The sequence below is a fragment of the Vogesella perlucida genome, assembly GCF_979366545.1.
Map to the genome: position 1 here is coordinate 101854 of NZ_CEETRO010000008.1, position 25915 is coordinate 127768.

At 62.2% G+C, this 25915-nt stretch carries 24 protein-coding genes; 14 read left to right on the forward strand and 10 right to left on the reverse strand.

The window, feature by feature from the left end; translation table 11 throughout:
- Positions 1 to 169: 169 nt before the first annotated feature.
- The 9 genes from ald to ACZ9XP_RS12785 all read left to right on the forward strand — a co-directional run bounded on the left by ald (position 170) and on the right by ACZ9XP_RS12785 (position 9944).
- Positions 170 to 1294, forward strand: a complete 1125-nt coding sequence (gene ald / locus ACZ9XP_RS12745; protein WP_147687826.1) for an alanine dehydrogenase — start codon at positions 170 to 172, stop codon at positions 1292 to 1294.
- Positions 1295 to 1308: 14 nt separating this feature from the next.
- A complete protein-coding gene (locus ACZ9XP_RS12750) occupies positions 1309 to 2064 on the forward strand; it encodes a gamma-glutamyl-gamma-aminobutyrate hydrolase family protein (RefSeq protein ID WP_147687828.1) in 756 nt (251 codons plus the stop codon).
- A 54-nt stretch (positions 2065 to 2118) separates the two neighbouring features.
- Positions 2119 to 3453, forward strand: a complete 1335-nt coding sequence (locus ACZ9XP_RS12755) for a glutamine synthetase family protein (protein ID WP_026107855.1) — start codon at positions 2119 to 2121, stop codon at positions 3451 to 3453.
- A gap of 77 nt (positions 3454 to 3530) precedes the next feature.
- Complete coding sequence (locus ACZ9XP_RS12760) at positions 3531 to 4910, forward strand: aspartate aminotransferase family protein (protein WP_465188554.1); 1380 nt, start codon at positions 3531 to 3533, stop codon at positions 4908 to 4910.
- Between the two features lie 222 nt (positions 4911 to 5132).
- Entirely contained in the window at positions 5133 to 6071 is a 939-nt protein-coding gene (motB, locus tag ACZ9XP_RS12765; RefSeq protein WP_147687832.1) for a flagellar motor protein MotB, read from the forward strand.
- Positions 6071 to 6817, forward strand: a complete 747-nt coding sequence (locus ACZ9XP_RS12770; protein ID WP_147687834.1) for a class I SAM-dependent methyltransferase — start codon at positions 6071 to 6073, stop codon at positions 6815 to 6817. The genes motB and ACZ9XP_RS12770 overlap by 1 nt, the downstream gene beginning before the upstream one ends.
- Entirely contained in the window at positions 6804 to 8132 is a 1329-nt protein-coding gene (locus ACZ9XP_RS12775) for a histidine kinase (RefSeq protein WP_147687837.1), read from the forward strand. Before ACZ9XP_RS12770 ends, ACZ9XP_RS12775 begins: the two co-directional genes overlap by 14 nt.
- A gap of 3 nt (positions 8133 to 8135) precedes the next feature.
- Positions 8136 to 8927: a TrmH family RNA methyltransferase gene (locus ACZ9XP_RS12780; RefSeq protein WP_147687839.1), complete on the forward strand. Its 792-nt coding sequence runs from the start codon at positions 8136 to 8138 to the stop codon at positions 8925 to 8927.
- 87 nt (positions 8928 to 9014) lie between these two features.
- Complete coding sequence (locus tag ACZ9XP_RS12785; RefSeq protein ID WP_206211367.1) at positions 9015 to 9944, forward strand: GNAT family N-acetyltransferase; 930 nt, start codon at positions 9015 to 9017, stop codon at positions 9942 to 9944.
- Positions 9945 to 10036: 92 nt separating this feature from the next.
- Here ACZ9XP_RS12785 and fdhE read toward each other — a convergent pair whose 3' ends face one another.
- The 5 genes from fdhE to fdnG are packed head-to-tail and all read right to left on the reverse strand — an operon-like array spanning position 10037 to position 16357.
- Positions 10037 to 10921 (reverse strand): formate dehydrogenase accessory protein FdhE domain-containing protein, encoded by an 885-nt coding sequence (gene fdhE, locus ACZ9XP_RS12790; RefSeq protein ID WP_147687841.1) that lies wholly within the window; start codon positions 10919 to 10921, stop codon positions 10037 to 10039.
- Positions 10911 to 11771, reverse strand: coding sequence for a formate dehydrogenase accessory sulfurtransferase FdhD (fdhD, locus tag ACZ9XP_RS12795; protein ID WP_147687843.1), 861 nt, complete (start codon positions 11769 to 11771; stop codon positions 10911 to 10913). The genes fdhE and fdhD overlap by 11 nt, the downstream gene beginning before the upstream one ends.
- Positions 11768 to 12388: a formate dehydrogenase subunit gamma gene (locus ACZ9XP_RS12800; RefSeq protein ID WP_147687845.1), complete on the reverse strand. Its 621-nt coding sequence runs from the start codon at positions 12386 to 12388 to the stop codon at positions 11768 to 11770. The genes fdhD and ACZ9XP_RS12800 overlap by 4 nt, the downstream gene beginning before the upstream one ends.
- A complete protein-coding gene (gene fdxH, locus ACZ9XP_RS12805; protein ID WP_147687847.1) occupies positions 12385 to 13287 on the reverse strand; it encodes a formate dehydrogenase subunit beta in 903 nt (300 codons plus the stop codon). The genes ACZ9XP_RS12800 and fdxH overlap by 4 nt, the downstream gene beginning before the upstream one ends.
- Before the next feature lie 13 nt (positions 13288 to 13300).
- Entirely contained in the window at positions 13301 to 16357 is a 3057-nt protein-coding gene (fdnG, locus tag ACZ9XP_RS12810; protein WP_147687849.1) for a formate dehydrogenase-N subunit alpha, read from the reverse strand.
- A 218-nt stretch (positions 16358 to 16575) separates the two neighbouring features.
- Here fdnG and ACZ9XP_RS12815 point away from each other — a divergent pair, with 218 nt between their 5' ends.
- Both ACZ9XP_RS12815 and ACZ9XP_RS12820 read left to right on the forward strand, forming a co-directional pair.
- Entirely contained in the window at positions 16576 to 17991 is a 1416-nt protein-coding gene (locus ACZ9XP_RS12815; protein ID WP_147687852.1) for a sigma-54-dependent transcriptional regulator, read from the forward strand.
- A gap of 20 nt (positions 17992 to 18011) precedes the next feature.
- Positions 18012 to 20033, forward strand: coding sequence for a cache domain-containing protein (locus tag ACZ9XP_RS12820; RefSeq protein ID WP_147687854.1), 2022 nt, complete (start codon positions 18012 to 18014; stop codon positions 20031 to 20033).
- 156 nt (positions 20034 to 20189) lie between these two features.
- Here the strand turns inward: ACZ9XP_RS12820 and ACZ9XP_RS12825 are convergent, their stop codons facing one another.
- Positions 20190 to 20357, reverse strand: coding sequence for a hypothetical protein (locus tag ACZ9XP_RS12825; protein WP_017508347.1), 168 nt, complete (start codon positions 20355 to 20357; stop codon positions 20190 to 20192).
- A 260-nt stretch (positions 20358 to 20617) separates the two neighbouring features.
- Between ACZ9XP_RS12825 and ACZ9XP_RS12830 the strand changes: the two genes are divergently transcribed.
- A complete protein-coding gene (locus ACZ9XP_RS12830) occupies positions 20618 to 21193 on the forward strand; it encodes a lysophospholipid acyltransferase family protein (RefSeq protein WP_170253711.1) in 576 nt (191 codons plus the stop codon).
- 115 nt (positions 21194 to 21308) lie between these two features.
- On the opposite strand, the gene ACZ9XP_RS12835 is transcribed toward ACZ9XP_RS12830, so the two are convergent.
- Both ACZ9XP_RS12835 and ACZ9XP_RS12840 read right to left on the reverse strand, forming a co-directional pair.
- Positions 21309 to 21869, reverse strand: coding sequence for a DUF1415 domain-containing protein (locus ACZ9XP_RS12835; protein ID WP_147687856.1), 561 nt, complete (start codon positions 21867 to 21869; stop codon positions 21309 to 21311).
- A 109-nt stretch (positions 21870 to 21978) separates the two neighbouring features.
- A complete protein-coding gene (locus ACZ9XP_RS12840; RefSeq protein ID WP_026107859.1) occupies positions 21979 to 22182 on the reverse strand; it encodes a cold-shock protein in 204 nt (67 codons plus the stop codon).
- A gap of 317 nt (positions 22183 to 22499) precedes the next feature.
- Between ACZ9XP_RS12840 and ACZ9XP_RS12845 the strand changes: the two genes are divergently transcribed.
- Both ACZ9XP_RS12845 and ppnP read left to right on the forward strand, forming a co-directional pair.
- Positions 22500 to 23588, forward strand: coding sequence for an HD domain-containing phosphohydrolase (locus ACZ9XP_RS12845; RefSeq protein WP_170253712.1), 1089 nt, complete (start codon positions 22500 to 22502; stop codon positions 23586 to 23588).
- 167 nt (positions 23589 to 23755) lie between these two features.
- A complete protein-coding gene (ppnP, locus tag ACZ9XP_RS12850) occupies positions 23756 to 24067 on the forward strand; it encodes a pyrimidine/purine nucleoside phosphorylase (protein WP_147687860.1) in 312 nt (103 codons plus the stop codon).
- 45 nt (positions 24068 to 24112) lie between these two features.
- On the opposite strand, the gene ACZ9XP_RS12855 is transcribed toward ppnP, so the two are convergent.
- On the reverse strand, positions 24113 to 25141 hold the full coding sequence (locus ACZ9XP_RS12855) for a potassium channel family protein (protein ID WP_147687862.1): 1029 nt from the start codon (positions 25139 to 25141) through the stop codon (positions 24113 to 24115).
- A 48-nt stretch (positions 25142 to 25189) separates the two neighbouring features.
- On the reverse strand, positions 25190 to 25888 hold the full coding sequence (locus tag ACZ9XP_RS12860; protein WP_170253713.1) for a Crp/Fnr family transcriptional regulator: 699 nt from the start codon (positions 25886 to 25888) through the stop codon (positions 25190 to 25192).
- Between the last annotated feature and the right edge of the window lie 27 nt (positions 25889 to 25915).

Consider the following 25915-nt stretch of genomic DNA (forward strand, 5'->3'; position numbering starts at 1 on the left):
GATGATAAGGATTTTGACCACTTTTTACTGCACTGCTGCGCTGCAAAATCGAAATTTCTTTGCAAGGTGTGCAAGTTATAGTCAAAATCAGTGTGTGACTGCAAGCATGTTGTAGATTTTTTTAAACAAGTGCTGCTAAATATTCACGACACCACCAAAGGAGTCAGCTATGTTAATCGGCGTTCCGAAGGAGATCAAAAATCATGAGTACCGCGTGGGCCTTACCCCCTCCGGTGTGCGTGAGTTGGTGGCCGCCGGCCACAAGGTGATTGTGCAAAGCCAGGCTGGCCTGGCAATAGGTTTTACTGACGAACACTACCTGCAGGCAGGTGCCGGCATTGCCGCCCGCGCAGACGAGGTGTTTGCCCAAGCCGAGATGATCATCAAGGTAAAAGAGCCACAGCCGGTGGAGTGTCGCATGTTACGCCCGGGGCAGCTGCTGTTTACCTACTTGCACCTGGCGCCGGACCCGGAGCAAACCCGGCTACTGGTGGAATCCGGCGCCGTGGCCATCGCCTACGAAACGGTGACGGACGAGCGTGGTGGTTTGCCGCTGCTGGCACCGATGTCCGAGGTGGCAGGGCGCATGGCTATCCAGGCCGGTGCGCACGCGCTGGAAAAAGCCCAAGGCGGCCGTGGCGTGCTGCTGGGCGGCGTGCCCGGTGTGGCACCGGCCCGCGTGGTGGTGATCGGTGGCGGCGTGGTGGGCTTGAATGCCGCGCGTATGGCGATGGGGCTGGGGGCGGATGTCACCATTCTGGATAAATCGCTGGCACGCCTGAAAGAGATAGACATGGTGTTTGGCGGCCGTATCAAGACGCTGATGTCCAATGCGGCCAACATCGAAGACAGCATCCGTGAAGCAGACATGATTGTCGGCGCGGTGCTGATCCCTGGCGCGGCGGCACCCAAGCTGGTGAGCCGCGCCATGCTCAAGCACCTGAAGCCGGGTGCGGTACTGGTGGATGTGGCCATTGACCAGGGCGGCTGTTTTGAAACCAGCCGTGCCACCACGCACCAGGACCCCACCTATATTGTGGATGGCATCGTGCACTACTGCGTGGCCAATATGCCGGGCGGGGTGGCGCGCACTTCCACCATGGCGCTGACCAACGCCACCCTGCCGTACGCGCTGGCGCTGGCCGGCCAGGGCTGGGTGCAGGCGATAGCGGATAACGAACACCTGCGTCATGGCCTGAATGTGTGCCGTGGCAAGGTAACCCACGCTGCGGTGGCGCAGGCCCTGGGCTACGACTATGTCGAGCCGCTGGTAGCCGCCCGCGCAGCGCACTGACAAACGAGGACATCATGTTGCAACCCATTATCGGGATACCGTGCGACGTCAAGCAGATCGGCTTGTTTCCGTTTCACGCGGTAGGTGAAAAGTACATCACCGCCGCGGTGGGCGGAGCCGGCGGCGTGGCTATCCTTATCCCTTCGCTGGGCGATACCAGCCAGCTGCGCGCCATTGTGGACCTGGTGGACGGCATTTTGCTGCCGGGCTCGCCATCCAATGTGGAGCCGCACCATTACCAGGGCGAGCCCAGCCGTGAGGGCACGCTGCACGACAAGGCGCGCGACGCCACCACGCTGCCGCTGATCGACATGCTGGTCAAAGAAGGCGTGCCGCTGCTGGGCATCTGCCGCGGTTTTCAGGAAATCAACGTGGTGATGGGCGGCGAGCTGCACCAGCACGTACAGGAAGTGCCGGGGCTGAATGACCACCGCGAGCCGGATACGCAAGATCTGGATCACATGTACGGCCCGGCGCACCCGGTAAGGTTGGCCGCAGGTAGCTGGCTGCAAGGCTGGCTGGGCTGTGACAGCGTGCAGGTGAACTCCATTCACCAGCAAGGCATCAAGCGCCTGGCCGATGGCCTGGTGGCCGAAGCGCTGGCCGAGGACGGCCTGGTAGAAGCCTACCGCTTTGACAAGGCCCCCGGTTTCGCCTACGCCGTACAGTGGCACCCGGAATGGAAATACTGGGACAACAAGGTTTCACAAGCGATTTTCAAGGCTTTCGGCGACGCTTGCCGAGAGCGCCGTATGCGTCGAAACCAATAGACGTGTACTCGGCAAACCCTTCCGGCACAGACCGGAAAATAGAGGAAATGCATCATGAGTCACCAAATGTTTGAATGGCTGCGCGAGCACCGTATTACCGAGATGGAGTGCATTGTGCCGGATATGACCGGCGTGGCACGCGGCAAGATTGTTCCGAAAGACAAGTTCGTTTCCGAGTCGGAAATGCGCCTGCCCGAAGCGGTACTGATCCAGACCGTTACCGGCGATTACCCCGACGACAGCATGCTGGATCTGACCGACCCGGACATGGTCCTGCTGCCCGACCCGAACACCCTGCGCTACGTACCGTGGGCTACCGACCCTACTGCCCAGCTGATCTACGACGCCTTCCGCGCCGATGGCCAGCCGGTAGAAGTGGCACCGCGTAACGTACTGCGCCGCGTACTGAAGATGTACGAAGACAAGGGCTGGGCACCGGTGGTGGCCCCGGAGATGGAGTTCTACCTGCTGTCGCCCAACCCGGACCCGGACATCCCGCTGGCACCGCCTATCGGCCGTACCGGCCGCGCCGAATTCGGCCGCCGCTCCTACGCCATCGATGCGGTAAACGAGTTCGACCCGCTGTTCGAAGACATTTATGACTACTGCCACGCCCAGAACCTGGAAGTGGACACGCTGATTCACGAAATCGGCACCGCGCAGATGGAGATCAACTTCCTGCACGGCAATGCGCTGGACCTGTGCGACCAGGTATTCCTGTTCAAGCGGACAGTGCGCGAAGCCGCCTTCCGCCATAACATGTACGCCACCTTCATGGCCAAGCCCATGGAAGGCGAGCCGGGCAGCGCGATGCACATCCACCAGAGCGTGGCCAGCATCGAAACCGGCAAGAACATTTTCAGCAACCCGGATGGCAGCACTTCCGACGACTTCCTGCACTTCATCGGCGGCCTGCAGCACTACCTGCCGGAATGCATGCCGTTCTTTGCCCCGTACGTAAACAGCTACCGCCGCCTGTCGCGCTACACCGCCGCGCCAACCAACGTGGAATGGGGCTACGACAACCGCACCGTGGGTCTGCGCGTACCGCATTCCTCGCCCGCTGCACGCCGCGTGGAAAACCGCGTACCGGGCGTGGACGTGAACCCGTACATCGCCATGGCCGCGACCCTGGCCTGCGGCTACCTGGGCATGGTGAACAAGATCAAGCCGCGCGACCCGCTGTCCAGCGACGCCTACGAGCTGCCGTTCCAGTTCCCGCACGGTACTGAAGAAGCGCTGGTGCGTCTGAAGAACTGCACCGATATCGCCGAGATCCTGGGCCCGCGCTTTGTGAAGATGTATGTGGGTATGAAAGAGAAGGAATTCTCCGAGTACTTCCGCGTGATCAGCCCGTGGGAACGCAAATTCCTGCTGCTGCACGTGTAACAACATAACGACAACGACAATACGCTGCCGCCTGCGGCCAACCCTGGCCCGCAGGCGGTGTTTACCGGAGAGTAGAAATGACGCAGCAACGTAACACCGCAGCCTGGCGCGAGATGGATGCCGCTCACCACCTGCACCCCTTTACCGATACCGCTTCGCTGAACGAGCAGGGCGTGCGCATGATTACCCGTGCGGACGGCATTTACCTGTGGGATAGCGAGGGCAACCAGATCATGGACGGCATGGCCGGCCTGTGGTGCGTCAATATCGGTTACGGCCGCAAAGACCTGTCCGACGTGGCCAAGCGCCAGATGGACGAGCTGGCCTACTACAACACCTTCTTCAAGACCTCCCACCCGGCGGTGGTAGAGCTGTCGCACCTGCTGGCTGAAGTGGCGCCGCAGGGCTTCGACCACGTGTTCTATACCAACTCCGGCTCCGAATCGGTCGATACCATGATCCGTATGGTGCGCCGCTACTGGGACGTAAAAGGCAAGCCAGAGAAGAAAACCCTGATCGGCCGCTGGAACGGCTACCACGGCTCCACCATCGGTGGCGCCAGCCTGGGCGGCATGAGCTATATGCACGAGCAGGGCGACCTGCCGATTCCCGGCATCGTGCACGTAGAACAGCCTTGGTACTACAAGCACGGCAAAGACATGACGCAGGAAGAGTTTGGTGTAGCCGCTGCACGCTGGATCGAGGAAAAAATCCTGGAAGTCGGTGCCGACAAGATTGCCGCCTTCGTGGGCGAGCCTATCCAGGGTGCCGGCGGCGTGATCGTGCCGCCGTCCACCTACTGGCCGGAAGTACAGCGCATCTGCCGCCAGTACGACATTCTGCTGGTGGCCGACGAAGTCATCTGCGGCTTTGGCCGTACCGGCGAATGGTTTGGCCAGACGCATTTCGGCTTCCAGCCGGACATCTTCACCACCGCCAAGGGCCTGTCGTCCGGCTACCTGCCTATCGGCGCGGTATTCGTCAACGACGAAGTGGCCAGCACCCTGGCCGCCGGTGGCGACTTCAACCACGGCTTTACCTATAGCGGCCACCCGGTGGCCGCCGCCGTGGCGCACGCCAACGTGAAAGCCCTGCGTGACGAAGGCATTGTCCAACGCGTAAAAGAAGACATCGGCCCCTACATGCAAAAACGCTGGCGCGAAACCTTCAGCCAGTTCGAGCACGTTGACGACATCCGCGGTGTGGGCCTGATCCAGGCGTTTACCCTGGTGAAAAACAAAGCCACCCGCGAGCTGTTCGACAACTGGGGCGAGATCGGCCTGATGTGCCGTGACATCTTCTTTGCCAACAACCTGATCATGCGTGCCTGCGGCGACCATATCGTGTCTGCACCGCCGCTGGTGATTAGCAAGGCCGAGGTAGACCAGATGATCGACACGGCCGCGCGTTGCATGGCCGAGTTCGAGCGCCAGTTGAAAGAAAAAGGCTTGGCCTGAGCCGCCAACGCTTAGCAAAAAACCCGCCGCGGCGGGTTTTTTGCCGTGTTGCCGCGACGCGCATGCCGTGTGGCAGCAGCAAGGCAACACAGCAGCTGCAAGTCATGTAGTAAGATAAGGGTTGGCCGCACGCCGTAAGTGGCGGCACTGTTTAACCATACCGACGGGCATGCCGGCCAGCGCCGCGCCCGCCGTTTACCCGCGATAACAAGGGCTGCAAGCATGGCTGACGAATCACAACGCCCCATAGTCGTCAAAAAGATCAAAAAAGGTGGCCACGGCCACCATGGCGGGGCGTGGAAAATTGCCTACGCCGACTTTGTTACCGCCATGATGGCGTTCTTTCTGCTGATGTGGCTGCTGGGCTCCACCTCGCAAGGCACCCTCAGCGGTATCTCCGACTATTTCAAATCGCCCCTGAAAACTGCCTTGCAAGGTGGTGAAGGGGCGGGTGCCTCTACCTCGGTGATCAAGGGTGGCGGTACCGACCTGACCAAATCTGCCGGCCTGGTAAAGAAGGGTAATCCGGACCCGGCCAAGGCCGAAGAAGAAGCCCAAAAACTGAACAAGCTGCAAAAACGCCTGCAGGACAAGCTGGAAGACAGCATGGCCAAGAGCGAGGCGCTGAAACAGTTCAAGAACCAGGTCAAGATGGAAATGACGCCGGATGGCCTGCGCATCATGATCATCGACGAGCAGAACCGCCCCATGTTCCAGTCCGGTGGTTTTTCCCCACTGGGCCATACCCGTGAAATCCTGCAGTCCATCGGCCGCGAGCTCAACGACATCGACAGCCGCATCAGTATTTCCGGCCATACCGACGCCAACCGCTTTTCCGGCAGTGATGCCGGTTACACCAACTGGGAGCTTTCCGCCGACCGGGCCAATGCCGCGCGGCGCGAGATGATTGCCGGCGGCATGCTGGACGAAAAAGTGCTGCGCGTTGTGGGCCTGGGCCCGGCCGATCCGCTGAACAAGCAAAACGTGTTTAGCCCGGAAAACCGTCGTATCGCCATCGTGATCCTGAACAAGGATGCAGAAGCACGTATCCGTGGCGACGGGCTGATCTCTAGCGACGCCGACCTGAGCAACGCCACGGTCAGCAGCCCGAAAGAGGCCGCGGCCGCCGTTGCACCGGCTGCGCCGGCTGGCGGGCACTGATGCTGGCAGCCCTGCTGCGGGCGCTGCTGATTCAGCTATCGGCAGCGCTGCTGGTGTTCTACTTTGTGGCGCCGCTGGCACAGCCGGTGTTGTGGAGTGGGCTGCAAGCTGCCGCGGCGCTGCTGCTGGCCAGCCTGCTGCGCCAGCGTGGCATGGCACGCTGGCTGCATGGTGTGCTCGGCCCGCTGGTGTTGGTCGCATTGTGGCTGGCGCTACCCCCTTGGGTTTACCTGCTGGCCTTTGTGCTGACTTACGCCGTGTCACGCAATGCCATCACCGAGCGCGTGCCGCTGTATCTGTCATCCCGCGAGAGTACCGAGGCGCTGGCCGCCTGGCTGCCGCCTGGCGCACGTGTGCTGGACCTGGGTAGCGGCGACGGCAGGGTCGTCCTGGCGTTGGCCCGCCTGCGGCCGGATGTTGAGGTGGCCGGGGTAGAAAACGCCATGCTGCCCTGGTTGTGGAGCCGTTGCCGCCATCGCCTGGCGGGTAGCCCGGCCAACGCCCGGCTGTACTACGGTAATTTCTGGCAGCAAGACTGGGGGCAGTACAACGTGATTCACGCTTTTCTTTCCCCGGCGCCGATGGACAAGGTGTGGCAGTATTTTTTAAACAAATGCCACACAAATAGCTGGCTGGTCAGTAATACATTCACTATCAATACTGAAGAGCCTGCCCAGCGCCTGCCGCTGGGGGGGATTTTGCAAAAAGAACTCTTGATCTGGCGACACCCGCATGGAACTAGCTAACTGGTTGTCTTCCCTGGCGGAAAACCGCTGGCCTATCCTGCCTGGCACTGCAGTCAAGGTGCGGCAGATGATGGGGCAGCACCCGGACCAGATTGCGTTTTCCGATCTGTCCAACCTCACCATGTCCGACCCCTTCCTGCTGCTGGACCTGCTGCGGGTCGTGGGCGCATCCAGGGCCTTGCAGCGTAGCGAAGCCACCCCGACGGTAGAGCAGATGCTGATGATGCTGGGGCTGGAGGCGGTGAATACCCGCTACCGCAATATCCCGGTGCTGGAAGTCAGCCGTGGCAAACTGGACGAAGACGTCCTGGACGCACTGGGCGACTGGTTGGGGCGTAGCCGCATTGCCGCCTTTACCATCAAGGGCTGGCTGGCCATGCTGGACGACTACAAGGTAGAAGACTGCTTTCTGGCTGCACTGGTGTACAACCTGCCAGCCTGCCTGTACCTGATTTACCGCAACCGCGTGCCGCATGGCCCGCTGTTGCAGGAGGTATCCGACGTTTTCAAGACCGAATACCCCAAGCTGCTGGAGCATTTCATCCAGAAAATGCCATTGCCCAGCGGCTTGCTGGTCAACCTGGGTACCGGCCCGGGCAACCGCCGCAAGCAGCTGCTCAAGCTGGCCATTGCCACCGCAAACGGGGTGGATCAGGGCTGGTGGCGGCCGCAGTGGAATGTAGGCATAGAAGCCGCCGCCAAGCTGATAGGCTGCAGCCCGGAAGACGCCCACAAAGTCGTACAGCAGTCCATTCTGCAGATCGCCCGCAACCCGCGCGCCATTGGCTACACCTATAGCGCACGGGCGTATCTGTACCGGGAAGGCCCGTTCCCCAGTCTGGTCAAGCAAAACCCGGTGTCTACACTCAGCAGCGCCGAGCAGCTGGATGTGGCGCTGCGCGAGTCTATCCGCCACTTTGCCAACGACCTCAAGCTGGAGCGCATTTTCTTCCTGCGTTACGACCAGCCTACCCACACCCTGCGCCTGCGTTACCAGGTAGGGCTGGACGACCACGACCCGATCCGCAAGCTGGCGGTATCACTGGAGCCGGGCAGCTTCTTTAACCTGCTGGCCAGCAAGCCGCAAAGCTTCCACGCGCCTGCGGCCACCCGTGCGCAGCTGGCACGCAAGTACGAAGACCCCTTCTTTAGCCACCTGGGCGATAGCGCCTTTGCCTGCATGTCGGTGTTTACCGGCCATACGCTGGCGGGGGTGTTCTTTGTCGATAACTTCCGCAGCAATAAACCCATAGACGACGACACCTACCAGCGCTTCAAGGAAACCGTAGCGCGGGTGTCGCAGATAGCCCTGTAAAGCATGACATTCCAGAAAACCCTCACCTCGGCGGCCAACGATGAACTCAAGCATCTGGGCCGCTTGCTTGGCAATGCGCGCGAGCGCCGCAAACACGGCCAGCTCGTGCTGGAAGGCTTGCACCTGCTGCAATCCGCCATCGATGCCGGCCTGACCATTGATGCCGTCTACGTTAACGAAAGCGCGCAGCACCACGGCGAGCTGCTGCCCTTGCTGGCCAGGCTGGAGCGCCGCCTGGCCGTGCTGGTGGCTACGCCGGTACTGGCCAAAGTCACCGCGCTGGCCACCCCGGCCGAAGTACTGACCGTCTGCCGCCGCCCGGCGCCGCAGCCTACCGCCGCCGGCGCACCGTGCGTGATGCTGGACGACGTGCAGGACCCCGGCAACCTGGGCACCATCCTGCGCTGCGCCGCTGCGGCCAACGTGCGCGATGTGTATTTGTCCAAAGGCTGCGTGGACGTGTACTCGCCCAAGGTGCTACGCGCCGGCATGGGCGCACACTTTGCCCTGCACATCCACGAAGCAGCCGACCTGCCCGCCGTGCTGGCCGCCTGGCCGGGGCGCAAGCTGGTCACGCATCTGGAAGGCAGCGTGTCGCTGTATGGTCAGAACCTGGCCGGGGATGTGGCCTTTGTGTTTGGCAACGAGGGCGCCGGTGTCAGCGCCGACGTACTGGCCGCTGCCGACCTGCGCGTGCGCATCCCCATGCCCGGTCATGCCGAATCGCTGAACGTGGCCATGGCCGCTACCGTGTGCCTGTTCGAGCGCGTGCGCCAGTTGGAAGCAGCCAGCTAGATCTTGTCACCATGGCAAAGGCATGGCAGGGTGAAAGCCCTGCCGTTTTATTTGCGGCCAACCTAAGTCGCCAGCCGGATGCTTGCCATGCCCATTGCTTTCGAACACCCCGATCAGCCGGATGTCATTGCGCTGATTGCTGCACTCGATGCCTACCAATCCAGCCTGTACCCGCCGGAAGCTTGCTATACCCTGGACATCAGCGCCCTGAGCCAGCCGCAGGTGCGTTTTGCCGTGGCGCGTGATGAAAGCGGGCAGGCCATTGGCTGCGCCGCGGTCGTGCTGGGGCCGGATGGTGGCGAGGTAAAGCGCATGTACGTCCAGCCGGCCACGCGCGGGCAGGGCGTGGCACGGGAGCTGCTACTGGCGCTGGAAGGCGCCGCCAGGGCGGCCGGCTGCCGGCTACTGCAGCTGGAAACCGGCCCCTTGCAGCCGGAGGCGCTGGCGTTCTATGCCTCGCTGGGCTTTGAGCGCTGCGGCCCGTTTGGCGACTACCCCGATCACCCCTTAAGCGTGTTCATGTGCAAACCGCTGGCTGACGCGGCGGCGCAGGCGGGCTACCAACTGCAACCGTGTACCGATGAAGACTTTGAAGCCTTGCTGGTGCTGCGCCTGGCCGCCATGCAGCCTAGCTTGCAAGCCATTGGCCGCTTCGACCCCGAGCGCGCGCGTGCGCGCCTGGCCGCCAGCTACCAGCCAGCCATTACCCGCTGGATTGTGCGCGCCGGTCAGCGCATTGGCTTTCTGGCGTGTCACCGGCAAGACGATCACTATTATCTCGACCACTTCTACCTGTTGCCGTCACAACAAGGGCAGGGTGTAGGCAGTGCGGTGCTGCGGCAATTGCAGGCAGAGGCGGCGGCGCAGGGGATGCCCATCAAGTTGGGTGCGCTGCGCGGCAGTGCGGCCAACCGTTTCTACCAGCGCCATGGTTTTGTGCCAACGCACGAGGAGGAATGGGACATCTACTACCGCTGGCCCGCTAGCACCACTGACACCAGAGCCGCTGTGTCATGAGGCCTTGGCGTGCCCGCAGTCAGACCGCTAATCAAAATGGCCGCACAGTGTGCGGCCATTTATGGTGATGCTTATCTGATGGCTGACCAGATTTATGTGCCGCCAGCAATAAAGTACGGGTTCACGCCTATGCGGCCATAGCCCGCTTCGCCAGCCAGCATGTCCAGCATCAGGCTGGCCAGGTCGTCGGCAAACGGTTCGGCCTGCGCATCCAGCAGGGTGGACACCATTTTCAGTTCGCCGTGGCAGCTGTCGCAGCACTCTGCCTCGTGTACGGCGCGGTGCTGGTGCGGCTGCTTGTGGTTGGGCGCTGCGGGTTCGGCATCGCGGTGCGCCAGGCTGCGGTATTGCAGCTCGCGCGTGTTGCCACAGCCCAGACACTTCACCCGGGTAACGTGCCATTCGCTGGCGCACTGGCTGCAGCAGGCGTAGCGCACGGCGTGGCCGCTGTCGCCACGGCGCAGCAGCGATGCCACCGGCGGTGCGTGGCATACCGGGCAGTGTGGGCTTTCGCTGTGCTGCAGGCGGCTCAGGTCGCGCTGGCGCGCGCTGATAACGGCTTGCACCTGCAAGGCGGCGCCCAGCAGCGGTAAGCCGGCCTGCAGCGCCGGGTTGGCCGCAACCGTACCGGCGCGCAAGGCCAGCGCCAGGGCCTGCAGGGCGTCGTCGTCCATGGCCAGCAGGCAATGCACGGCGCTGTGCGGGGCGTCGCCCAGCACCTGCCCCAGTGTCTGGCGTAGCTGTGCCAGCATGTCGCGCAGGCTGGCTGTGCTGTTGACGGCTTGTTCGGCCAGGCTGTCATGGCAGGCTTGCTGGGCTTGGGCGATATCGGCACAGCAGAGCAGGAAGTCGGCCATGGCATGGCCTTGTGCCAGGCTGCGCAGGCGCTCGGCGCGGCGGGCAAAGACGTGTTGGCCCGGCGGGCGTAGCGGCTGCGGGATGGCGGTGTCCTGAATGGCCAGATCATCAATAAACATGGTGTGTTTCCGTTGCGGTGGCGGTGATAAGCCGCTCGGTATGGGTGTAGGCCACCAGGCGGCCGGGGCGGGCAAAGCCTGCCAGTAGCAGGCCACATTGCCCAGCCAGCTGGGCCGCATAGGCGGTGGGGGCAGAGACGGCGATCAGGGCTGGTATGCTGGCCTGCGCGGTTTTCTGCACCATTTCGTAGCTGGCGCGGCTGGAGACCAGCACAAAGCCCTCGCGGGTGTCGACGCCCTGGCGGCGCAGCGCGCCGATCAGCTTGTCCAGCGCGTTGTGGCGGCCGACGTCTTCGCGTACCAGTACGATGCTGCCGTCAGCGTGGCAGTAGGCGGCCCCGTGCGCGGCGCCTGTGGCGGCGTGCAGAGGCTGCTGTGCGGGCAGGGCGGCCACCGCGCGGGCAATGCTGTCGGCGTGCAGGATTGGCCGCAGCGGCAGCGGCGCGATGGTTTGTGCCACGGCGTCCAGGCTATCCACGCCGCACAAGCCGCAGCCGGTGCGCCCGGCCATATTGCGCCGCCGCGCCTTGAGCTGGCTGAAGCGTGCGCTGGCAATATCCAGCCGCAGCTCGATGCCGGCCTCGCTTTGCCAGGCCTCGCAGTCGTACAGCTCGCCGGCGTGGGTGACAATGCCTTCGCTCAGGGCAAAGCCCAGCGCGAAATCGTGCAGGTCAGCAGGGCTGGCCAGCAGCACGGCGTGCGAGATGCCGTTGTAGACCATGGCCACCGGCACCTCGGCAATCAGCTGGTCGGTGGCCGCCACTGCGCTGCCCGCCTGCAGGCGCAGCACCGGCAGGCACTGGCTGGCAGGCAGGGTGTCATCGGCGGGCAGTGGCAGGGTGCAGCTCATTTCTGTTTGCCTGTCATCTCGCGGTACCAGCGCGGGTGGTGCTTTTTGGCCCAGGCGTGGGTTACCACGCCTTCCACCATGGCGCGGATGGTGCCTTTTACCCAGAACGCGGCGTATACGTGCACGATGATGCCGGCAATCAGCCCGGTGGCGGCCCAGGCGTGCGCCAGCAGCGCCAGCCTGATCACCGGGATGGGAAAGTAGCCGGCAAAGTAGGGCCGCCAGGCAATAAAGCCGGACACCAGCAGCACGGCCATGCACGCGCACATCAGCCAGAACATGCCTTTCTGCCCACCGTTGTACTTGCCGGTGTCGCCTACCTCGTGGCCGGACAGCACGGTTCTGACCGATTTCATCCAGCGGATGTCTTCGCTGTTGATCAGGTTATGGTGCCAGTAGCGGAAGAACTGCCGCGCAAAGGCCACGAACATGATCACGCCCACAAAGGGGTGCACGATGCGCGCCAGCTGCGGGGTGCCGAATACACCGGTCAGCCAGAAGAAAGCCGGGTAGAAAAACGCCAGCCCGGAAATCGCCAGCAGGATGAAACACACCGCCACAATCCAGTGATTGATGCGTTCGGCGGCGCTGTAGCGCTGGATCAGTTGCTCTTTCATGCCTTGTCCTCCTGTTTGGCGGCAGGGTTGGCCGCAGCGTGTTCGTCTTCGTCGTCCGGGCGGTTCGGGCCCACGGTGATGTAGTGGAAGAAGCCGAACAGGCCGGCCGCGGCAATGCCGATGGTGGCCAGCGGTTTGAGCCAGCCTTTCCACAGCTGCACGGTGGTGCTGATGGCCGGGTCTTTCGGCAGGCCGGAATACTGCTCTGGCTTGTCGGCGTGGTGCAGCACGTACATCACGTGGGTGCCGCCCACGCCTTGCGGGTCGTACAGGCCGGCGTTGGCGTAGCCACGGGTTTTCAGGTCCGCCACGCGGGTGGCGGCCACGTCTTTCATGTCTTCCTTGCTACCAAACTGGATGGCACCGGTCGGGCAGGTTTTCACGCAGGCGGGCTCTTGGCCTACCGACACGCGGTCCGAGCACATCGTGCATTTGTAGGCTTTGTTGTCCTTCTGGCTGATGCGCGGCACGTTGAACGGGCAGCCGGAAATGCAGTAACCACAGCCGATGCAGTTTTCCTGGTGGAAATCCACAATGCCGTTGCTGTACTGGATGATGGCGCCCGGCGACGGGCAGGCTTTCAGGCAGCCGGGGTCGGCGCAGTGCATGCAGCCATCCTTGCGGATCAGCCACTCCAGCTTGCCGTTGCTTTCTTCTTCGGCAAAGCGCATCACCGTCCAGGCATCGGCGCTCAGGTCGGTCGGGTTGTCGTACACGCCGATGTTGTGGCCAACCTCCTCGCGGATGTCGTTCCACTCCGAGCAGGCCACCTGGCAGGCTTTGCAGCCGATACAGGTGGAAACGTCGATCAGCTTGGCGATTTCGATGGTCTTGCGCGCCTGCGGGCTGGCCGTGGGGCTGGCGGAGCGGCGGGTAATATCAAGTGATTGCAGTGCCATGGTCCGGGGCTCCTCAGGCTTTTTCCAGGTTTACCAGGAAGGATTTGTACTCGGGGGTCTGCGTATTGCAGTCGCCCACGGCGGGGGGCAGGCTGTTGGTGAGGTAGCCTTTTTGCGCCACGCCTTCCCAGCCCCAGTGCAGCGGTATGCCGATCTGGTGTACGGTCTGGCCGTTGACCTGCAGCGCCATCAGCCGTTTGGTCACCACCGCCTTGGCCTTGATGAAGCCGCGCTTGGAGCTCACCTTCACCGTGTCGCCCTGCACAATGCCTTTTTCCTGTGCCAGCGCCACACCGATCTCGACAAACTGTTCCGGCTGGGCAATGGCGTTCAGCAGCACCGATTTGGTCCAGAACTGGAAGTGCTCTGTCAGGCGGTAGGTGGTGCCCACGTACGGGTAGTCCTTGTGCGTACCCAGGCGCTCGCGGTCGGTCTTGAAGATGCGCACCGCCGGGCTGCTGACCACTTTGGGGTGCAGCGGGTTGGTGCCGATCGGGCTTTCCATCGGCTCGTAGTGTTCGGGGAAGGGGCCGTCGGCCAGCTTGTCGGTACAGAACAGCCGCGCCACGCCTTCCGGGTTCATGATGAACGGGTTCATGCCGCTGTCCGGACCAGCGTCGGCCTTGAAGTCGGGTATGTCCGCCCCGGCCCATTTTTCGCCGTTCCAGCCGATCAGCTTGCGTTTCGGGTCCCATGGTGCGCCGGCCGGGTTGCAGCTGGCGCGGTTGTACAGGATGCGGCGGTTGGCCGGCCACGACCAAGACCAGCCCGGCGTATTGCCCAGGCCGGTGTCGGTGTTGTCGCGGCGTGCCATCTGGTTACCGGCTTGCGTCCAGCTGCCGGAGAAAATCCAGCACGCGCAGCTGGTGCTGCCATCGTCCTGCAGGGCCGCAAAGCCGGGCAGCTGTTCGCCTTTTTTGGCCAGGAATTTGCCCGGTTCTTTCGGGTCTGGCAGGTCGGCCAGCGCCTTGCCGTTCATTTCGCGCGCCAGCTCTTCCGGGCTCGGGGCGTTCGGGTCGCGGTAGTTCCACGCCACGTTCAGGATAGGCTCGGCTACCTTGCCGCCTTCTTGCAGGTACATCTGGCGCAGGGTGTTGAACAGCTCGCCGATAATCTCGTTGTCGCCCTTGGCTTCACCCGGCGCGTCGGCGCCTTTCCAGTGCCACTGCAGCCAGCGGGCCGAGCTGACAATGGCGCCGTCTTCCTCGGCAAAACAGGTAGATGGCAGGCGGAATACCTCGGTCTGGATGTCGGCCGGGTTCACATCGTGCGCCTCGCCGTGGTTTTGCCAGAAGGTAGAGGTTTCGGTGGCGATCGGGTCGATGATCACCATGTATTTCAGCTTGCTGAACGCCTGTGTGACCTTGGTGGCGTCGGGGAAGGACGCCAGCGGGTTGAAGCCCTGCACGATAAAGCCGTTCATCTTGCCCTGGTGCATCAGCTCCACGATGTGCAGCACGTCGTACAGCTTGTCCCATTTGGGCAGCCAGTCGAAGCCCCAGTTGTTGTCTGCGGTGGCTTTGTCACCCCAGAACCATTTCATCAGGCTGACAAAGAACTTGGGCGTGTTGCTCCAGTAGTTGAACTGGTTGGGCTGCAGCACCTTGGGCGTGGTTTTGCTGATGTAGCTGGCGTAGTCGGGGTGGTCTTTTTCGTTGGGCAGCGTCAGGTAGCCGGGCAGGGCGGTGGACAGCAGGCCCAGGTCGGACAGGCCCTGGATATTGGAGTGGCCGCGCAGCGCGTTCACGCCGCCGCCGGGCATGCCCATATTGCCCAGCAGCAGCTGGATCATGGCCATGGTGCGGATGTTTTGCGCGCCCACGGTGTGCTGGGTCCAGCCCAGGGCGTACAGGATGGTGCCGACTTTGTCCGGGCGGGCCGTCTCGCCCAGCTGTTTGCACACTTCCAGAAAGCCTTCTACCGGCGTGCCGCACAGGTTGGTGACCACCTCGGGCGTATAGCGTGCAAAGTGGGCTTTCATCAGGTTCCACACGCAGCGCGGGTGCTGCAGCGTGGGGTCGGTCTTGGCATTGCCGTCGGCGTCCAGCTCGTAGGCCCAGCTGCTGCGGTCGTATTTGCCTTTGGCTTCGTCGTAGCCGCTGAACAGGCCGTCTTCAAAGCCAAAGCCTTCGCCCACGATAAAGCTGGCGTTGGTATAGGCTTTGACGTAGTCCCAGTGGATCTTGTCGTGGCTGATCAGCCAGTTGATCACGCCGCCCAGGAAAGGGATGTCGGCGCCGGCGCGAATCGGCATGTACAGGTCGGATACTGCGGCGGTGCGGTTGTAGCGCGGGTCCACCACGATCAGCTTGGTGCCGCGGGTTTTCTTGGCTTCAATGGCCCACTTGAAGCCTACCGGGTGCGCCTCGGCGGCGTTACCGCCCATTACCAGGATAAAGTCGGCGTTTTTGATATCCACCCAGCTATTGGTCATGGCGCCGCGGCCAAAGGTAGATGCCAGTGCCGATACGGTCGGGCCGTGGCACACGCGGGCCTGGGCGTCGGTGGCGATGATGCCCAGGCTGCGCAGGAATTTCTGCGTGATGATGCCGGTTTCGTTGGAGCCGGCCGACGCGGTGAGCATGGCGGTTGTTAGCCAGCGGTTTACCGGCACGCCGTCGGCGTTTTTGTCCAGCACGTTGGCGTCACGGTCGGCCTTCATGTGCTTGGCAATGCGGTGGATGGCGTCGTGCCAGCTGATGCGCTTCCATTCATTGCTGCCGGCTTCGCGTACTTCCGGGTATTTCAGGCGTTTGGGGCTGTGGATGAAGTCCAGCAGGCCGGCGCCTTTGGGGCAGAGCGAGCCACGGCTTACCGGGTGGTCCGGGTCGCCTTCGATGTGCATGATTTCCGATTTGGCGTTTTTGGCACCGTCACCCAGGCTGTACAGAATCAGGCCGCAGCCCACCGAACAGTAGGTACAGGTGTTACGCGTTTCGCGGGCGCCCAGCAGCTTGTACTGGCGCACCTCGGCCAGCGCTTGGGCCGGGCTGAAGCCCATGGCCACCAGGCTGGAGGCGCCTACTTGCGCCGCGCTGAGTTTGAAAAACTGCCGCCGGTTCACTTCCATCGGACTCTCCTTTTTATCGCTATTCGTTTGACGTGCGTCGGGTTGCGCAATAGCCTTGGCATAGCATTTGCCGTGCCCATGGTAGGGTTTTTATATTTTTCACGAATAAACAAGGTGTTGCGTGTGGCTGGCCAAGGTTGGCCGCATGGCGCACCAGACAAATAGTCGCAATGGCCCTGCGCGCGGTGCGACTATTTGTCCGCAGAAGGAGTAGGGTCTTGCAGCGAGAAAATACCTTGGCGGCCGCCGCTGATAGCGCGGCCAAACCATGGGGCAGCTACAGCGTGCTGGTGGTGGATGACGAGCCGGGTATGGTGAATTTCATCCGCCGAGCGCTGGAAGTGCGCTGCGGCAGCGTGCATGCCGCCGGTAGCGTGGAAGACGCCGAGCCACTCGTGGCACAGCAGCGTTTTGACCTGATCGTGCTGGATATCTCGCTGCCCGGCATGTCGGGCGTGAACTGGCTCAAGCAGCTGCGCGAGCGCGGGGTAAACAGCGAAGTCATCCTGATGACGGCGTTTGCCGACGTGGAAACCGCCATCGACGCGCTGCGCGCCGGCGCGTCCGACTTTCTGCTCAAACCGTTTTCGCTGGCGCAGCTGATCAACTCGGCACGGCGTGCCTTCGAGCGGGCGCGGCTAGAGGCGGAAAACTGGGTGCTGCGCCGCGAGGTGGCATCGCACGCCAGCCGCAGCCACGTTAGCCGCGATGGCTTGATCGGCCACTCGCCCGCCATTGCCGAGCTGCGCACGCTGCTGCAGCGCTTTGCGCCCATGCCTTCTACCGTGCTGATCCAGGGTGAGTCGGGTACTGGCAAAGAGGTGGTGGCGCGCGCCCTGCACCAGCAAAGCCCGCGCGCCAATGCCAGCTTTGTGCCGGTAAATTGCGCGGCCATCGCGCAGGAGCTGATCGAAAGCGAGCTGTTCGGCCACGTAAAGGGCGCCTACACCGGTGCCACCGGCAGCCGCGATGGCCTGTTTTACTACGCTCGTGGCGGTACGCTGTTTCTGGATGAAATCGGCGAGCTGCCGCTGCCGATCCAGGCCAAGCTGCTGCGCGTGCTGGAGGAGCGGCGCATCCGGCCGGTGGGCTCGGAGCAAGAGATCAAGGTAGACGTGCGCGTGATTGCCGCTACCAACAAACCGCTGGCGGACGAAGTGGCCGCCGGGCGCTTCCGCGCCGACCTGTATTACCGCCTGCAGGTACTGGAGCTGCACCTGCCGCCGCTGCGCGAGCGCACCGAGGATCTGCCCGAGTTGGCCGCGCACTTCATGGACCTGCTCAGCCCTGCGCTGGGGGTGCAGCCGGTAGAGGTGGAGCCGGCCATTCTGGCGGCCATGGCCGCCTACGACTGGCCAGGCAATGTGCGCGAGCTGAAAAACCTGGTAGAGCGTTCGCTGATCCTGGGCTACGTGCCGCGCGACCTGCCGTGTACCCGTGCGGTGGGGGGCGCGAGCCCGGCTGACGAGCCTGCGGCCAACCTGGCAGGGGCTGACGAGTGCCTGGCCGAGGTGGAAAACCGCCATATCCGCGCCATTCTGGCGGCCTGTGGCGGCAATAAGTCCGAGGCGGCGCGCCGCCTGGGTATCTCGCGCAAGACACTGGAGCGGAAATGTCTGGCTTGGGGCGAGTAGCACGGTTATGGCAGCGGCTGATGCAGCCGCTGAACCGCTCGGTACGCACCCGCTTTGTGGCGCTGGCGCTGTTTCCGCTGGTGGTGGGCTTCCCGGTGCTGTTATTGCTGCTGGCCGGTTGGGGTGGGGCGGCGTTTCAGGAACTGCTGGTGTTCAAGGTGCGCAGCGACCTGGCGGTGGCTACCACCTATTTTGAACGGGTACAGGGTGACGTTGGCCGCAGCATCGAGGCCCTGGCTAACTCCGAGGCCCTGGCCGACGCCCAGCGCCGCCCGGGCCCCGGGCTGGATGCCCTATTGCAGGCACGTGCGCAGTCGCTGGCGCTGGACTACCTGTTGCTGGTCGACGAGCAGCGCCAGGTGCTGGCCAGCTCGCTCAGTGGTGCGCGGCACCACATCTACCCCGCCGGCGGAGTGCCAGCTGCCGGGCTGAGCGGGCAAAGCCGTGTGGCGCTGGATGCGTTTAGCTCCGCACAGTTGGCCGCACTGTCACCGGCCTTGCAGCAACGGGCGCGTATCGACCTGCGCCCTACGCGCGGCGCACGGCCCAGCCTGCAGCAGCAAAGCCAGACCGGGCTGGTGCTGCACGCTGCGGCCGCTGTACCGGGCCGGCGCCTGGCGCTGGTGGGGGGCTTGTTGTTGAACCGCAATGTGGATTTTGTCGACCGCATCCAGCACCTGGTTTACCCGCCGGGCTCGCTGCCGCAGCGTAGCCGTGGCTCAACGACGCTGTTTCTGGATGATGTGCGGATTGCCACCACGGTCGCGCTGCCCCATGGCGGGCGCGCCATTGGTACCCGCGTGTCCGGTGCGGTAGCCGAGCGTGTGCTGGAGCATGGCCAGCTGTGGCTGGACCGCGCGCTGGTGGTGGGCGACTGGTATGTTTCCGGCTACCAGCCACTGCAGGATAGCCGTGGCGAGCGGGTAGGCATGTTGTACGTGGGCTTTCTGGAGCAGCCTTTTGTGCTGGCCAAATGGATGGCGCTGGCCGTGCTGTTTGTGCTGTTTGCCATCACCATGGCCGTAGCGGCCTGGGTGAGCTGGCGTTTTGCGCAGTCGGTTATTCACCCGGTAGGGCGGCTGCGCGCCACCATGCGCCAGGTAGAGGCCGGGCAGCTGGATGCCCGCGTTGGCACGCTGCCGCAAGACGACGAGCTGGCCCTGCTGGCCAGCCATTTTGACCACCTGCTGGACCGCATCCAGTCACAGAACCAGGCGCTTACCCGTTGGGCCGCCGAGCTGGACGACAAAGTGGCCGAGCGTACGCGCGAGCTGGCGGCGGCCAACCAGACGCTGCTCACGGCGCAGCAGCAGCTGTTCAAATCGGAAAAGCTGGCGGCCATTGGCCAGTTGGCTGCAGGCATTGCGCACGAGGTTAACAACCCGGTGGCGGTAATGCAGGGCAACCTGGAACTGATGCGCGAGCTGCTGGGTGAGGCCGCCGCGCCGGTAGCCGAGGAGTTCCGCCTGCTGAACGAGCAAGTGCAGCGTATCCGCCTGATCGTGGCCAAGTTGCTGCAGTACGCACGCCCCAGCGAATACGCAGGCTACCTGCAGCAAGTGCGGCCAGAGGAGGTTTTTCAGGATGGCCTGGTGCTGGTGAGTCACCAGCTGGGGCGTAGCCACGTGGCCGTGAGCAAGGATTGGCAAGCCGCGGGCGCCTTGCTGGTGAATCGCTACGAGCTGCAGCAGGTGCTGATCAACCTGCTGCTCAACGCGCTGCAGGCCATGCCGGATGGCGGCATGCTGGCGCTGGCCACGCAGGATTGCCCAGGGCGGGATGGCCAGGCGGGTGTGTTGTTGTCTGTCTCGGATAGCGGGCCGGGTATCGCACCGGGTGACATGGCGCAGCTGTTTACGCCTTTCTTTACGCGCAAGGCGGACGGCAGTGGCCTGGGCTTGTGGGTGTGTCTGGGTCTGGTAGAGCGCTATGGCGGTGATATCCATGCGGCCAACCTGGATGCCGGCGGCGCGGTGTTCCGCGTATGGCTTCCCTGCGAGCCGGCGCTGGCCAGCCCTGGCGACGTGGTGGGCGAGCTGTAGGTGTGGCAAGCATTTGGTATTGAAAAAGCGCCCGGTGGGGCGCTTTTTTTGTGGTCGTCCAGGCGGCCTGTAAAACGGTGACAGCTACCGCCCGCTGCGTGGTGCCATGCAGCAGGGTGTGTTGGGGTGAGTAGGTGTGCCAGCAGGCTGGCGGGTTTATTCCCTTGCTTCGCGTTCTATCCGCCGCCGCTCTATTTCGCGGCGTGCTGCGGCATTGCGGATATCACAAGGGCGGCTACGTGGCATGGGTTTGCCAGCGAGTGCGTTACTGCGCACTTCGGCACGAACTTCATAGTACGAAGACTTGGACTGATACTGCGACATGACGGCTTCTCCTTTGAAGGGATGCTGCTCTATCTAGCAATCTGACCGCTTAGCGTTACTGCTTTATTACGCCGTGCCAGCGTAGTGCGCAAGTATCATGTGCGTGTTGTGTAACTTGTGTGTGGCATCTGGTGGGTAAGTGTTGTATTCGTCTGGCAAAATCTATCGAATAGACTGGTTCGAGTATTCTTTTCTATGGCTGATTTACCACGGGCGCGTGCTGCTATAGAGTGCGCCGTTTAGTCTTGCGGTAGCTTTTGATGCATTTCACCATATTTGATACCCCGATCTTGCGTACGCTGTTGCGCTGGTTTTCCCTGGCCATGCTGCGGCTGCTGGGCTGGCGCTTGCACGGTGCGTTTCCCGCAGACAAGAAATACGTGCTGATTGGCGCGCCGCATACCAGTAACTGGGACTTCCCCTATACCCTGATGTTCTGCTTTGCCGGTGGGGCCAAACTGTACTGGATGGGCAAGCACACGCTGTTTACCGGCATGAAAGGCCCGATCATGCGCTGGCTGGGGGGCATCCCGGTGGATCGCCGTCAGAAGAATTCGCTGGTAGAGCAAATGGTAGAGGTATTTAACCGAAGCTCGCAGTTGGCCGTGGCGATTCCTCCGGAAGGGACGCGTGCCAAGGTGGCAGAATGGAAGACCGGTTTCTATCACATCGCTTGCGGCGCGGGGGTGCCGATTGCGCTGGGTTATCTGGACTTCGCCAAAAAGCAGGGTGGGGTGATGGGTATGTTTGAACCCAGCGGTGATATTGCCCGCGACATGCCGCTTATTCGTGCCCGCTACCAGAGTGTTACCGGCAAGTGCCCGCACAATCAATAAGTTTTAGCCGTCTTATTCAGGTAGCCGGTAGTAAGGCAGAGAATAAAAAAAGCCAGCGTAAGCTGGCTTTTTTATTCTCTGCGACCGGGCGCAAAGCAGAGTACATCGTGGCGGTTTATTTGGCTTTGGGCGCGCCGACATTCAACGCTTCCCAGCCTTCTCGACCCATCTCTTGCATCAGGGCGATATTGCGCTCGTAGATGGTGGCGGCATCCGGGAACGCTTCTACCGCACGTTCGATACTGCTTTCGCGTATCAGGTGCAGGGTAGGGAATGGCGAGCGGTTGGTGTTGTTGCTGACATCGTTAATGGTGGTGCCGGCAAACTGGAATTTGGGGTGGAAGTCGGCCACTTGCAGCGTGCCTTCCAGGCCCATATCGGCCAGGGCAGCGTCTGCGATCTCCAGAAAGTCATTGAAATCCAGAAAGCGCTGTAGCACGTAGGGGTGTACCAGCAAGGTGGTATCTACCTCCTCCGGCTCGCTGTCTGCCAGCAGGCGCAGCTCTGCCATCAGGTGTTCTAGCAGGGTGGCAGGGTCTTTGGCGTCGCTGATGACAATGCGTACCTGGTCTTTTACGTATACCGACTTGGCAAACGGGCACAGATTCAGGCCGATGACGGCTTTTTCCAGCCAGTTTCGCGTGGCAGCGATGATATCGTCGTGTGAGCTTTCCACTGTGTGGCTCCTGCGGCGGATAAGTCGCCGCGGCTAATGCGCTAATACAAAAAACCCGGATGAAGTCATCCGGGTTTTTCTCACAGGCTAGTAACAGCCAGCTTCTGAATTACAGAGGCTGAATGTTGGAAGCTTGTTTGCCCTTAGGGCCGTCAACGATGTCGAAGCTAACGCGCTGGTTTTCAGCCAGGGTGCGGAAGCCTTTAGCGTTGATCTGGGAGAAGTGAGCGAATACGTCGTCACCGCCGTTGTCCGGAGTGATGAAGCCGAAGCCCTTGGAGTCGTTAAACCATTTAACGGTACCGGTTGCCATGTTCTGTTCCCTTATGAGAATAGCGTTGAGTATGAGAAAAGCGCATGTCAATCAAGGGAAATGACAAACTGTGGTACGGGCAACGCCACTACAACAACTGACAGATCACGACTTGAAAAACTGCAGCACGCAGTCTGCCTGTGCTTCATTGCCTCGGCAAGTGTTTTTTGCGGGCTGGCGTAAAAAAAATGCATCGGCGATAGGGGTTTCATGACATGCATACAGGTATTGGCAGTATTTGCTATCAGGGTTTGCCGGGCAAACACTATAGTAGATTCACGCTGGCAGCTTATAAGCCTGAGCCTCTGGAGATAGCCATGGATCGTTACCGCATTGAAGATGAAGAAAGTTTTTCCGACTTTCAGTACGCGCTGGACGACTACGCCCCGCGTGCTGCCAATTTGCTGGCCGCCTTGCGGCAAAGCCCGAACGATGGCGGCATGCTGGCCGAGCTGATGCGGCTTTTTCACACTATCAAAGGCGATGCCGGCTTGTGCCGGCTGGCGTTTGTGGAGCCGATGGTGCATGCCGCTGAAGACCTGCTTTCCCGTGTGCGCAGTGGCAGCCTGCCATTTGATGCGGCGCTGGAGCAGCTGTTGCTGCTGGCCATGGACCGGCTGGAGCTGGTGATCAGCGAACTGGAAAGCGGGCGGGAGGTATCGTTGGCCGACTTTAACCGGCTGGTCGCCGAAATGAGCCAGCTGAACGATACACCGCCGGCACTGGTAGAAGCGCAGGCGTGGCTGGTGATCAAGCGCCTGACCGGCTTCTTGCCGCAGCAGCCGGCGCAGGTCACCGTACCGCGTTCGTCGCAGGTTGATGCCGATCTGATGTACTTTCGCACCCTGGCATTGCAGTTCGAGCAGCGCTCGCTACTGTTTCAGGGGCGTACCGAGCGTAACCTGCTGCTGGCCGCAGCGTGTAATGAGGCGTCTACCCAGCCTATTGACCCGCTGCAGCTGGAAGCGGCCGTATACATGCACGATGTGGGCATGATGTTCTTGCCGGAAGAGCTCTGGCTCAAGCATGGCAAGCTAAGCGATACAGACCGCCTGCAGTTGGCTGCTCACCCAGGCTGGGGGGCAGACATGCTGGCCCGCATGAGCGGTTGGGACGAGGCCGCGCGCATTGTACGCGAGCATCACGAGCGTATCGATGGTACCGGCTACCCGGCAGGCAAGCGCGCAGGCATGATTTGCGAGGGGGCCAAGTTGCTGGCCATTATCGATACCTTTGAGGCGGTCATCCTGAAACACGGCCAGCGCCGTCAGGTGCGCTCGCTGCTGCGCGCGGTTGCCGAGGTGAATGCGTGCGAGTCACAGTTTGACCCGGCCTGGATTGCCTGTTTCAACCTGGTGGTGCGCGACATGATAGCGCGGGGCTTCGTGCTGCCGCATGTGCGCTAGCGGGGGCGGGCAAGTGCTTGAATCCGCTTGGCTTGTGGGCTGGTGGCGGCGTCTGGGGCCATGGCGGGGCGTTTGACGCCCCGTTTCATTTATTGACGCTGCAAATCGGCTGCGGGCATGATGCAGATAAGAGCCGTGTAACGGCCGTGCCCAAACAAGGAGAAATCATGAGCCAGTTCGATAATGTAAGTGTGGTCAAGAAGGCCAATGTCTATTTTGATGGCAAGTGCGTGAGCCATACCGTGGTGCTGCCGGATGGTACCCGCAAGTCTGTAGGGGTGATCTTGCCGGCCAAGCTGCTGTTCAGCACTGGTGCCCCCGAGGTGATGGAGCTGATCGACGGCCAGTGCAAGGTGACGCTGGCGGGCGAGACAGAGGCGACGACCTATGGTGCTGGCCAGTCGTTTACTGTGCCGGGCGAGAGCTCGTTCCAGATCGAAGTGCTGGAAACCGTCCACTACGTGTGCCACTTCGGCTGATCTGCCCTGACGCATGAAAAAAGGTTGGCCGCGGCCAACCTTTTTTCATGCCTGTGCCGCCTCGGGCGGGGCGGGTGAGTGTACTGCCTTGCGCCCGATGATCATCAGCGACTGGCCTTCGCCCAGCAGGGTTTCTGCCGGGGGGTTGAATGCCACCTCGCCACCCGGCATTTCCAGCGCTACCACAATCACGCTGCCATCACTCACCGGCAGACACTCGGCAATGCTGCGGCCAAGCCATAGCGGCTCTACCGGCACCACCTGGGCGCGGAAAGTATTGGGGTAGCGCGAGTGCAGGCGCTCGAAAAAGTGCAGGGTTTCCGGCTTGATCACCAGGTTGGCCATATTCATGCCGCCCAGGTAGGACGGAATCACCACCTGGTCTGCGCCGACAGCCAGCAGCTTTTTGCGGGCGCTTTCGGTTTCGGCTTTCGATACGATGGACAGCTGGCTGTTCAGGCTGCGGGCCGTCACCACCACAAAGGCGTTGTCGGCGTCCGATGTCAGGCTGGTGATGATGGCCTGGGCGCGTTCAATGCCTGCGGCCAGCAAGTTATCGTCCTCGGTGGCGTCCCCCACGATATAGGGGCGCTCTTTGCCCGCCAACCATTGCTGTATTTGTGCTTCGCTCTTTTCGATGATCACCACGTCGTGGCCGCTGCGCGTAAGTTCTTCCAGCGCGTACAGGCCGGTGCGGCTGAGGCCGCAGATAATGATGTGGTTTTCCAGGCGGGAGATGATTTTGTCCATTTTGCGTACGCGCAGGTAGTGGGGCAGGTCGCCCTGAAACAGTAGCAGGGTCAGGGATGAAATGCCGTAGCCCATCACGCCGGTGCCAAAGATGATCAGCACCACGGTGAAAATGCGGCCAACGGTATCCAGCGGGTGCGTTTCGCCATAGCCGATGGTGGCCAGGGTGATAACGGTCATGTACAGGCTGTCGAACAGGCTCCAGCCTTCCAGCAAGTGGTAGCCCAGCGTGCCCATCACCACGGCACTGAGTACCAGGGCAAACAGGAACAGCAGACGGGTGGCCAGGGCGCGGCCCATGGCATGGGTGTTTAGCAGGCTCATGTGCGCATTTTAATGCGCTTGTGCGGCAGATGGCGGTGATTTGTATAGCTAGCGGTTGCCTAGCTGTTGCAAGGCAGGTTTGTCCAGCAAGGTAAGCTGCTTGCGCGCCACCGTGATCAAGCCAGCATCGGCCAACTGGCCCAGGATGGTGTTGCAGGTTTGCCGGCTGATGCCGGTGGCACTGGCCAGCGCCTCCTGGCTCAGGCTCACCGCGTGGCCGCTGCCGGCCAGCAGTAACAGGCGCTGTGCCAGCCGGGCCTCAGGCGATAGCAGGGTTTGTTGTGCCAGCCCGCTCATCAGCTGGCGGGTTTTGCCGGCCATCAGCTGGCCCAGGTAGTACCAGCCCTGCGGCCAGGTGGCCAGCCAGGCCTGCAGCGGGCCGTGCGGTACATGCCATAGCAGGCAGCCGCCATCGGTGTGGGCGTGGTGTGTGCGCGGGCCGTGATCAAACAGCGCCACCTCGCCAAACCACTGCCCGGGGGCGAGGCGCGCCAATACGCTGTTCTTACCCACCACCGAACTGCTGCCAATCAGCACGCTACCTTGCAGCACGCAGTAAAGCCCGTCGGCCGGGTCGCCCTGTAAAAAGAGGTAGTCACCGCCAGACAGTGCCCGGCTACGGCCCAGCGATTGCAGGCTGGTTTGCAGGGTGTCTGGCAGGCCGGCAAACCAGCTGCTGCTGGTCAGCAGGCGTAAAGCGAGGGTTTTGTCGCCTGCTTGACAGAAAGCCTGGTGGTGCAAAGGCATGATGTTGCTTCCCGACGATGGAGGTTC

What these genes read in the sequence shown, in the direction of transcription:
- ald (WP_147687826.1), top strand. Translation starts at nt 170, where the DNA reads ATGTTAATCGGCGTTCCGAAGGAGATCAAAAATCATGAGTACCGCGTG.
- ACZ9XP_RS12750 (WP_147687828.1), top strand. Translation starts at nt 1,309, where the DNA reads ATGTTGCAACCCATTATCGGGATACCGTGCGACGTCAAGCAGATCGGC.
- ACZ9XP_RS12755 (WP_026107855.1), top strand. Translation starts at nt 2,119, where the DNA reads ATGAGTCACCAAATGTTTGAATGGCTGCGCGAGCACCGTATTACCGAG.
- ACZ9XP_RS12760 (WP_465188554.1), top strand. Translation starts at nt 3,531, where the DNA reads ATGACGCAGCAACGTAACACCGCAGCCTGGCGCGAGATGGATGCCGCT.
- motB (WP_147687832.1), top strand. Translation starts at nt 5,133, where the DNA reads ATGGCTGACGAATCACAACGCCCCATAGTCGTCAAAAAGATCAAAAAA.
- ACZ9XP_RS12770 (WP_147687834.1), top strand. Translation starts at nt 6,071, where the DNA reads ATGCTGGCAGCCCTGCTGCGGGCGCTGCTGATTCAGCTATCGGCAGCG.
- ACZ9XP_RS12775 (WP_147687837.1), top strand. Translation starts at nt 6,804, where the DNA reads ATGGAACTAGCTAACTGGTTGTCTTCCCTGGCGGAAAACCGCTGGCCT.
- ACZ9XP_RS12780 (WP_147687839.1), top strand. Translation starts at nt 8,136, where the DNA reads ATGACATTCCAGAAAACCCTCACCTCGGCGGCCAACGATGAACTCAAG.
- ACZ9XP_RS12785 (WP_206211367.1), top strand. Translation starts at nt 9,015, where the DNA reads ATGCCCATTGCTTTCGAACACCCCGATCAGCCGGATGTCATTGCGCTG.
- fdhE (WP_147687841.1), bottom strand. Translation starts at nt 10,921, where the DNA reads ATGTTTATTGATGATCTGGCCATTCAGGACACCGCCATCCCGCAGCCG.
- fdhD (WP_147687843.1), bottom strand. Translation starts at nt 11,771, where the DNA reads ATGAGCTGCACCCTGCCACTGCCCGCCGATGACACCCTGCCTGCCAGC.
- ACZ9XP_RS12800 (WP_147687845.1), bottom strand. Translation starts at nt 12,388, where the DNA reads ATGAAAGAGCAACTGATCCAGCGCTACAGCGCCGCCGAACGCATCAAT.
- fdxH (WP_147687847.1), bottom strand. Translation starts at nt 13,287, where the DNA reads ATGGCACTGCAATCACTTGATATTACCCGCCGCTCCGCCAGCCCCACG.
- fdnG (WP_147687849.1), bottom strand. Translation starts at nt 16,357, where the DNA reads ATGGAAGTGAACCGGCGGCAGTTTTTCAAACTCAGCGCGGCGCAAGTA.
- ACZ9XP_RS12820 (WP_147687854.1), top strand. Translation starts at nt 18,012, where the DNA reads ATGCAGCCGCTGAACCGCTCGGTACGCACCCGCTTTGTGGCGCTGGCG.
- ACZ9XP_RS12825 (WP_017508347.1), bottom strand. Translation starts at nt 20,357, where the DNA reads ATGTCGCAGTATCAGTCCAAGTCTTCGTACTATGAAGTTCGTGCCGAA.
- ACZ9XP_RS12830 (WP_170253711.1), top strand. Translation starts at nt 20,618, where the DNA reads ATGCATTTCACCATATTTGATACCCCGATCTTGCGTACGCTGTTGCGC.
- ACZ9XP_RS12840 (WP_026107859.1), bottom strand. Translation starts at nt 22,182, where the DNA reads ATGGCAACCGGTACCGTTAAATGGTTTAACGACTCCAAGGGCTTCGGC.
- ACZ9XP_RS12845 (WP_170253712.1), top strand. Translation starts at nt 22,500, where the DNA reads ATGGATCGTTACCGCATTGAAGATGAAGAAAGTTTTTCCGACTTTCAG.
- ppnP (WP_147687860.1), top strand. Translation starts at nt 23,756, where the DNA reads ATGAGCCAGTTCGATAATGTAAGTGTGGTCAAGAAGGCCAATGTCTAT.
- ACZ9XP_RS12855 (WP_147687862.1), bottom strand. Translation starts at nt 25,141, where the DNA reads ATGAGCCTGCTAAACACCCATGCCATGGGCCGCGCCCTGGCCACCCGT.
- ACZ9XP_RS12860 (WP_170253713.1), bottom strand. Translation starts at nt 25,888, where the DNA reads ATGCCTTTGCACCACCAGGCTTTCTGTCAAGCAGGCGACAAAACCCTC.